This window comes from Paenibacillus sp. FSL W8-0439 (assembly GCF_038008995.1).
In the GTDB taxonomy this organism is placed as follows: domain Bacteria; phylum Bacillota; class Bacilli; order Paenibacillales; family Paenibacillaceae; genus Paenibacillus; species Paenibacillus polymyxa.
The window spans coordinates 2,611,758-2,620,000 of the sequence record NZ_JBBPAK010000001.1 but is presented as its reverse complement, the minus strand read 5'-3'; the positions used below and the strand labels follow the sequence as shown (position 1 = coordinate 2,620,000).

The window sequence follows — 8,243 nt, the reverse complement described above, 5'->3', positions numbered from 1 at the left end:
CGTACTCACTCGTTGTTCAGTTTTCAAAGATCAACTCAACAGCCGTTTAACTGGCTGGATATATAATTTATCACGTGTATACCCATCAGGCAAGTTGTAATATTTACCAGTAAATGATTTGTGTTTCTACACAGTGTAATTTTTTACTGAACCACGCCTACACATAATGATTTGTCTATAACAACCGAAGGTATAAACGTTATAAATCATAAAACCAGAAGCTCTTTATTGATGGAACTGCTGCTTTCGCTTTTTTTACATAAAATCCTGAAATGATCGCTTAGCTTAAAGCTGTAGCTAGATCTTCTATTAAAAGTTCAGCAGGTTCATGCCCCACAGCCAAGCGTATTAGGGATTCAGGCATGTGTTGTTTTTTTAGACTCTGCTTATTGAACCCGTAGTTCGGTGAGATCACCTGGCTCTCCATAGCCCCCCACGATACACCGATCCGAATCAGTCTCAGTTTATTGATCACTCTGCATATATCCTCATAACCCGAATCTTTTAGTTCAAAGCTGAATAATCCGGCATACCCTTTAAGCTGTCTACATGCCAGCTCATGCTGTGGGTGAGAAGGAAGTCCAGGATGATTTACTTTAGAAATGGCCGGATGATCTGATAGAAAACGGGCAACCAACAGAGCATTCCTTTGATGGGCTTCCATACGGAGCGGGAGTGTTCTTAGCCCCCGTATGAGTAACCAGGCTTCAAAAGGGGCTAACGAACCGCCAATCAATTCATATTCTTCAGCATACATACGATTTATTATCTCTTTAGAAGCGATTACTGCCCCTGCAATTAAATCATTATGTCCCCCCAAGTACTTGGATGCGGAGTGAACGACGATATCAACGCCCCATTCTAATGGTTTTTGGAAAAGGGGTGTAGCCCATGAATTATCTATGATTGTGCGTATACCCTTCGCTTTGGAAAGTGAAGTTACCTCCTGAATATTTACCATATCGAATGTAAACGAGGTAGGAGACTCCATAAGAATAGCACGAGTCTGCGGTTGGATGGCATTAGCAACCGCTTCCGTAGAAGTCGAATGTACAATGGTGTAGTTTAAATCGAACTTCGTTAAGTATTTGGCTAGGCTGACGGAAGTTTCATATATATGTCCGACCAGAATCAGATGATCCCCTGCGGATAAGCTACACATTAGAGCGGCACTGATAGCAGCCATTCCAGAGGCAAAGCACTTACAGTCCTCCCCACCTTCTAGCGCAGCAATCATTTGTTCTGCAATCCGAACGGTAGGATTGGTTCCTCTCGAATAGACATAATGCTCCTTCTCATGATTAGCCGCTTCAGCATAGTCTTCGTAGGTATCAAAGAAAAATGGAGCAGTCTCATAAATAGGAGGAACAGCAGACTTAGCAAAATACCCTAGTTCGTCCTCAAATCGGAGACAGATAAGCTGATCATCCGAGAAACTCAAATCTGATCACCACTTTCTGAAATTTCAAAACCATAAGAGATAGTTTCCTCAATCCGGGACTCAAATATTCTATAAGTCAAATTGCTTTGGACCTGTGCTGTTTAATTTTCGAAGGAGTTATAAGGCTGCCAAATGTCTTTCACTAAGTATCCAATTCATAAAAATAGCGTATATTTTTGGGTTGCAGGGCAAAGATATGCTTTATCAATATAGAGGGGGGGGTACTTGTGTTAACACGTTGGATTAGAAATGTTCTGAAGCCTGGAAAAAGGTACACACAGGATATCGAAAAATCCAAACAGCAGGCCTCTTCAGAACCCATAAATCCATCATTAACACATACTCTATCTTTACTTAAATTAAAACTCGGGCAAAGCTCTGACTTTATTATTCGTGATTTTCCCGAAAATCCTGCTCATGCTGGCCATCTCGCCGTTTGTTATATTGAAGGACTGATTGACCAAAACTTGCTTTCCGATTTAATGGAAGGCTTAATTACAGAGTCGGTCTCCGCAGCTTCTTTTATGCTTGAAGAAAATACCGCAGTTTCGCTAATAAAAAGAACAATCCCATCAGGAAATATTCAAATGATACACTCGCAAAATGAATTTTATCAATCCATCCTCTCCGGCAATGCTGTCATTGCTATCGATGGAAGTACATATGCCCTGGCAGTTTCCATCGCAGGCGGTGTAAGACGGGCTATTCAGGAACCCAGTACTCAAACCGTAGTGCGGGGTCCTAAAGAAGGATTTACGGAGGTTATCTCAACCAACATCACACTGATCAGAAGAAAATTGCGGACACCTGACCTTAAATTTGATAGTCATATTATTGGGCGATATACACAAACCAAAGTCATGTTAGCTTACATTGAAAATGTCGCTAATCCAGAAGTAATACAGGAAATTACAAAACGGCTTCAATTTATTGATACAGACAGCATACTTGAAAGTGGCTATATCGAAGAATTTATACAGGATGAACCACTTAGTCTCTTTCCCACCATGCTAAACTCAGAGCGTCCGGATGCAGTCGCAGGTAGCCTTTTAGACGGACAAGTAGCTGTTCTGGTTGATGGGACACCATTCGCTCTGATTGCACCTGTAACCTTCTTTAATTTCTTTCAAACGGCCGAAGACTACTACCAGAGATATGACATTTCAACTTTTTTAAGGGCTCTTCGTGTGGTATCTTTTCTAGTCTCATTGTTGCTTCCCTCTCTATTTATAGCCTTGACGACTTTCCAACAGGAAATGATCCCCACCACGCTGTTAATTACGCTGATGGCTCAACGGGAAGGAACTCCTTTTCCTGCATTATTGGAAGCTTTAATGATGGAATTGATGTTTGAAGTGATTCGTGAAGCAGGTGTGCGAATGCCACGGGTCATCGGACCAGCCGTTTCCATTGTAGGAGCTTTGGTTATCGGGCAGGCAGCGGTGCAAGCCGGACTGGTCTCAGGTGCAATGGTTATCGTTGTTGCCTTCACTGCTATATCGAACTTTGTCATCCCGTATTTTGGTATGGCTTCAGCAGTCAGGTTGTTGCGTTTTGCACTTATGCTACTGGCAGGGGCTCTGGGCTTATTCGGTATTCTGATAGGAATTATCCCCCTTCTTGTTCATCTTGTATCTCTCAAATCATTCGGAGTTGATTATTTTGTGCCCTACAGCCCCACCTTTAAATCTAATATGAAGGACCTTATCATCAGAGCTCCGTGGTGGGCTATGAAAACCAGACCTAGCGAAAAAACAGGACATAACCAGACAAGACAGGCAGCTCACCAATACCCTGCTAGTTCGGATGAAATCAAAAATAATGACAAGTCTGATACCCAAAAATAGGAGAGATCAATGGTGCGGCAATTAAGAGTTAGTTATGTTCTGTTTATTGCAGGATTATTACTTACAGGGTGCGTAGATCGTACAGAATTGAACGAATTAGCCATCACAACAGCAACTGGAATTGATGGACATAAAGGCGACTGGATCAATACCTATCAAATTATAATTCCATCAGCCATGACGACTGGATCAGGTGGTTCTTCCACCGGGGCATCGCAAAGCGCTGTACATACCTTTTCTACACATGGAAAAACATTGAGAGAGACCGTTATGAAGAGTAGCCTGGAATACCCACGTAAACTATATTTCGCCCAAAATAATATACTCGTTATTGGAAAAAAAGCAGCAGAACAAGGCATTGAAGAGATTATTGATATTTACCTCCGCAACCTTGATTCACGAGAAACTGTAAAAGTATTCATTGCCAACGGAGAGGCTCGTGATTTTTTGAGAAAGCTTGTACCACCAGAGAAAATTCCTGGTCAAGCTTTAGAAAAGATTATAGAAAGAGATAGCAAATTAGGCTCAATTTACCCCGCAATATCCATGTATGAATTTATTTCGAAAATTAGCTCCGATAGTGCAGCCGGAGTTCCAGAAATATCTCTTGTGGGTTCCGAGCCGGAGAAACTAGATTCTGTTGATGTTTTCAAGGAAACCTCCGCCAAAAATAAACTCAAGTTATCGGGCTTAAGTATTTTTCAGAAAGACAAGAGAGTCGGCTTCCTAAATGAAAAGGAAAGTATGGGGGTTTCATGGTTAAACAACCAGATTAAAAACACTACTGTAAACTATGTGGATGGAAATGTTATGTCCGCTTTCCTCATCCGGAAAGCCAAGGTTAAGGTTACGCCAATCAAGAATTTAAATCATTATTACCTCAACGTTGACGTTAAAGCTACTGGTGATCTTCTGTCAGCCTCTTCGCAAAGAGAAATGAAAGATATGCAAAGTATACATCAATTGCAGATGCAAGCAGCGGAAATAATCAAATTACAAATTCAGGAAGGCTGGAAAGCCTTACAGCAAAAGAATATCGACCTTATTGGTGTTGGAAATAAAATTCATCACAAGTATCCAAAAGACTGGAAAAAAATAAAAGAGACATGGCCTGAAGAGTTCGCAAACATGGATATAAAAATAGGTGTGAAAATGAAGCTTGCACGTCCGGGATTATTCGAAAAATCTTTTAACGAACTGTTGAAAAATGAATAAGCAGGGAGAGGTGAATTGAAGCAATGCGTAAAAATACAATCCGAGTATCCGAGCTGATCATTTGTATGTCTTTGTTTGAGGTTGGAAGTACAACTTTGTTTTTAATGGGAGCTGAAGCAAAGCAAGATGCTTGGTTAGTTATGTTGGTAGGAGCTTTAGCAGGACTTCTTCTGCTAAAGCTCCATCTTGCTATTCACCATCAAGATCCTGATTTGGATTTGTTCATGTTGTTTCGCCGTTACACAGGGAAATATGTGGGTACAATCATTAACTTACTTTTTGTGATGTATTTTACATATGAAGCATCTCGAAACATACGCGATTTAGGCGAGGTAACAGTAATGACTTTGCTCCGCCAAACCCCTTTGTGGATCATCATCTTGATCACAATCGTGGTCGTATCCAACACGGTTCGTTACGGCTACAAAGCATTGTTCTTATTTTGCTTGTTCCTTTTCCCTTTTTTTGTACTTGGATACGCCATAATTAGTATATTAATTCCGGCAACTGGTCTCTTTCACTTGGAAAATTCTCTTCCGGTTTTAGAGGAAGGATGGAAACCCATATTTAAAGCCGCTATTCCTGAGCTTATCTCCTTTCCATTCGGACAAACTGTGTTATTTCTTGTATTTTACCCGCTTGTACATAAAGGCCGGAATATCACAAAACCCGTTTTCTTTGCCTATATAATGACCGCACTTGCTCTAACATTTGTTAATCAATTGGATATTTTTGTTCTCGGACCCAAGATCGCCGCAAATAGCACACTTCCTCTTTTGGAGACCGTTCAGTTGATTGAATTAGCAGATCTGTTCGAACGAATGGATGCCCTTTTCACCTTGCTTCTTTTTCTTGGCTTGATCATCAAAATGTCTTTATTTTTTAATGGTGCTGTGATAGGACTAGAAAAAATAACTGGAGTCGGATTTAAAAAATGGATTCTTCCCCTGGCAGCACTTATTTATGGTCTTTCTTTTTTGTCGCCTAACTATATTCATCACATGGTAATCGGTCGAAAATTTGTTCTTAATTCCTGGTTTCCTATTTTTCAAATTTTCCTTCCTTTGTTACTGTTTACCGTTATTGTTATTAAAAAAAGAAAAAAGACAAATAAACAGTCCTCTTCATAAGGATACGGTAGTTCAATACTCCGAAGTTATGCCTCTATCTCAGCAGCTACACCATACACGGTAAGAAGAGCAGAACTATAGTATGCCTATCATTCAAGTATTCAGCCTCTTTTATTGTGCTTTTTCTATTTCATCGGCACGATGTGAAGTGTCCCATCCTCGCTAAACTCTGCATAGGCAATCTCGTCGATACTATCATATCCCTGCTCTCGCACCTTTACTTTAATCTGTTCAATATCGATTGACTTCCCACGCATAGATTCGTTTAGCAACCTTCCCTTATCAATGACAGTAACAGAAAAAAGGTCAGGCTGTGCATCGATTCCCATATCCTGAGCAGCAGGTGGCTCGTATTCGGGTTTGCGCATGACTGACAATGAGCCGTTCGTCTCTAGAGTGGCGTACCAGACCTCACGCAGAGAAAAAATATTTTGCTGGCGTAGCATGGAGAGTAGCTGTGTAAATTCTATATCATATTTCTCCAGCATCTTTTGATTAACCTGCCCTTTATCTACGAGCAACACTGTTCGACCTTCTGCCATATATCCAAATTTCACAAAATGGGTCGTCGCTTTCTCGAAAAAGTAGGCCAGCGCGCACCATAGTGCTAGAGCAAACAAAAGATGCCAGATCGTCAGCTTATCGTCATATAACGTATTCCCTACAATTTCGCTTAATACCAATGATGTCAAAAAATCAAGTGGTGTTAACTGGCTGAGTGTTTTTCGACCTGTAATAAAAGTAATGATCCACAAGCCAAAAAAGCTGATGATCAATTTGACACCAATCGTAACAAATACCTCCATAAATAGACCTCCCGGAAGAAGTTGTTTTCCTTATGTGTTATTTACACCTGTCTATCTCAGCATAAACAGAGGGGTTATTCCCAAAAAATTGTCCGATTAAAAAAGCCCGCTACCAACTAGAGGCAGCGAACTTTTTAATTACGGCTATTATATATTCTTTGTTTTCGTGTATTCACATAATTATCTACTTTTCACCAGCAACTGAATTGCTTCTTTAACCAGCTTATCTGTATCTCCTCCAGCTTCTCGCTCTTCCAATATACAACGTTGCAGATTTTCTGCTACAATTTGGGCTATTGCTTTATCTGATGCGTTGCGTACAGCTGATAGCTGACTGACTACATCCTTGCACGACTTTCCCTCATCCATTAAACGAAGCACCCCACGCACCTGGCCCTCAATCCTTCTCAAGCGCGTTTTCAGTTCATCACTGTAATTGTAATCCATAAGCAATGCACTCCTTTTCTGACTTACCATATACACGTATAGGTATATTATAAACCAAAAAAGTAAATAGAATACCCTAAATAAATAGATTCACCTTCCCCTGTGAAGCATCCCCCAAGTAGGCGGCCACTCCAGCATACTCCAGACCATCTATTAGCTCTGCTTGCTGCAGTCCTAATAGATCCATTGTCATGGTACAAGCAACGAGCTTGATGCCCTGCTCTCGTGCCAACTCTATAAGCTGCGGCAAGGAAAGCGCATTGTGCTTTTTCATGACATGCTTGATCATCTGTGGACCGAGTCCGGCAAAATTCATTTTGGATAGCCCAAGCTTTTTGGGTCCACGAGGCATGATCCAGCCAAAGGCTTTTTCGAGCATTCCTTTATTGGAGCGTATGAGTTCATCCTTACGCAATATATTTAGTCCCCAAAATGTAAAGAAAATAGTTACTTCATGATCATATACCGCCGCTCCATTCGCAATAATGAATGCAGCAAGTGCCTTATCCAGCTCACCGCTGAATAATATAATCGTTGTTTTGGGCTGAGCTTGCTCTTGATTCTCTGCATAAGTTCCTGCTGCTGTACTCATATAGAATCGCTCCCCATTGTTTCTCCTGCCCAGTCGGATATGCCTGAAAGCACAGATTTGACGTTTTTAGCTCCTTTGTCTGCCAACAAGCGGCAGGCCCTTTCACTGCGTGCTCCAGCTTGGCAGATCACTGCGATTTCATCTTCCAGATTCAGCTCAGAAAGTCTGTTCTCCAGTTCGCCAAGAGGGATATGTTTAGATCCAGGGATATGTTTAAACGCGAATTCGGCGGGTTCACGAACATCGAGCAAAATGAAGTTCTCTTTTAAAGAACATTTTGCTTGTAGCTCTTCATGGCTTATCGTAGAAGAAAATATTTGCTCCTTCTTCACCTCAGCCGGATTTACTTTGCGTAAATAATGTCGCATTACATCTCCTTCTTGGAGAGTGCCCAGATATTGATGTCCAGTGTTTTTAGCCCAGCTCTGAAAATCGGCTAATGAACCTTTGTCAGTCGCTTGAACCTCCATAATCTTTCCGGGAACGAGGTCATTCATAGCCTTTTTTGTTTTTATAATAGGCATAGGACAAGCTAGCCCTTTGCAATCAAGAATATGATCTGCTTGGATATTGTTAGTTGATGACATTCTATAACCTCCGCCTGTTTTTTGAGGGGGATTAGTTTAGCAAAATCCCCTAATACATATACCCCTATGGGTATAAGAATAACGAGACTCGCTTCCCTTGTCAACCTAGTTAGCTCCTTTCGCTCAGAAACTAACGAATTTATGCCTTGTACTAACTAAAAGCAAACAAAAAAAGCCG

Annotated in this window: 8 protein-coding genes; 3 read left to right on the top strand and 5 right to left on the bottom strand. The window is 41.1% G+C overall.

Translation table 11 applies throughout. The annotated features are described in order from the left end of the window. Nucleotides 1-280: 280 nt before the first annotated feature. Nucleotides 281-1,441: a trans-sulfuration enzyme family protein gene (locus MKX36_RS11405; RefSeq protein ID WP_340864693.1), complete on the bottom strand. Its 1,161-nt coding sequence runs from the start codon at nt 1,439-1,441 to the stop codon at nt 281-283. A 227-nt stretch (nt 1,442-1,668) separates the two neighbouring features. On the opposite strand from MKX36_RS11405, the gene MKX36_RS11400 reads away from it, so the two are divergent. Genes MKX36_RS11400 through MKX36_RS11390 form a run of 3 tightly spaced genes read left to right on the top strand, consistent with a single transcriptional unit; the run spans nt 1,669 to nt 5,633 of the window. Then, entirely contained in the window at nt 1,669-3,288 is a 1,620-nt protein-coding gene (locus MKX36_RS11400) for a spore germination protein (protein ID WP_340864692.1), read from the top strand. A 9-nt stretch (nt 3,289-3,297) separates the two neighbouring features. Then, the gene (locus MKX36_RS11395) at nt 3,298-4,503 is read left to right on the top strand and encodes a Ger(x)C family spore germination protein (RefSeq protein ID WP_045245171.1); all 1,206 of its coding nucleotides are present in this window, start codon (nt 3,298-3,300) and stop codon (nt 4,501-4,503) included. A 23-nt stretch (nt 4,504-4,526) separates the two neighbouring features. Continuing rightward, nucleotides 4,527-5,633, top strand: a complete 1,107-nt coding sequence (locus tag MKX36_RS11390; RefSeq protein WP_340864691.1) for a GerAB/ArcD/ProY family transporter — start codon at nt 4,527-4,529, stop codon at nt 5,631-5,633. A 125-nt stretch (nt 5,634-5,758) separates the two neighbouring features. On the opposite strand, the gene MKX36_RS11385 is transcribed toward MKX36_RS11390, so the two are convergent. From MKX36_RS11385 to MKX36_RS11370, 4 genes are all read right to left on the bottom strand, one after another. After that, on the bottom strand, nt 5,759-6,439 hold the full coding sequence (locus MKX36_RS11385) for a DUF421 domain-containing protein (protein WP_340864690.1): 681 nt from the start codon (nt 6,437-6,439) through the stop codon (nt 5,759-5,761). Nucleotides 6,440-6,619: 180 nt separating this feature from the next. Next, on the bottom strand, nt 6,620-6,886 hold the full coding sequence (locus tag MKX36_RS11380) for a metal-sensitive transcriptional regulator (protein ID WP_016819043.1): 267 nt from the start codon (nt 6,884-6,886) through the stop codon (nt 6,620-6,622). A gap of 76 nt (nt 6,887-6,962) precedes the next feature. Beyond that, a complete protein-coding gene (locus MKX36_RS11375; RefSeq protein ID WP_263560323.1) occupies nt 6,963-7,478 on the bottom strand; it encodes a DsrE/DsrF/DrsH-like family protein in 516 nt (171 codons plus the stop codon). Next, on the bottom strand, nt 7,475-8,065 hold the full coding sequence (locus tag MKX36_RS11370) for a sulfurtransferase TusA family protein (RefSeq protein WP_340864689.1): 591 nt from the start codon (nt 8,063-8,065) through the stop codon (nt 7,475-7,477). Before MKX36_RS11370 ends, MKX36_RS11375 begins: the two co-directional genes overlap by 4 nt. Between the last annotated feature and the right edge of the window lie 178 nt (nt 8,066-8,243).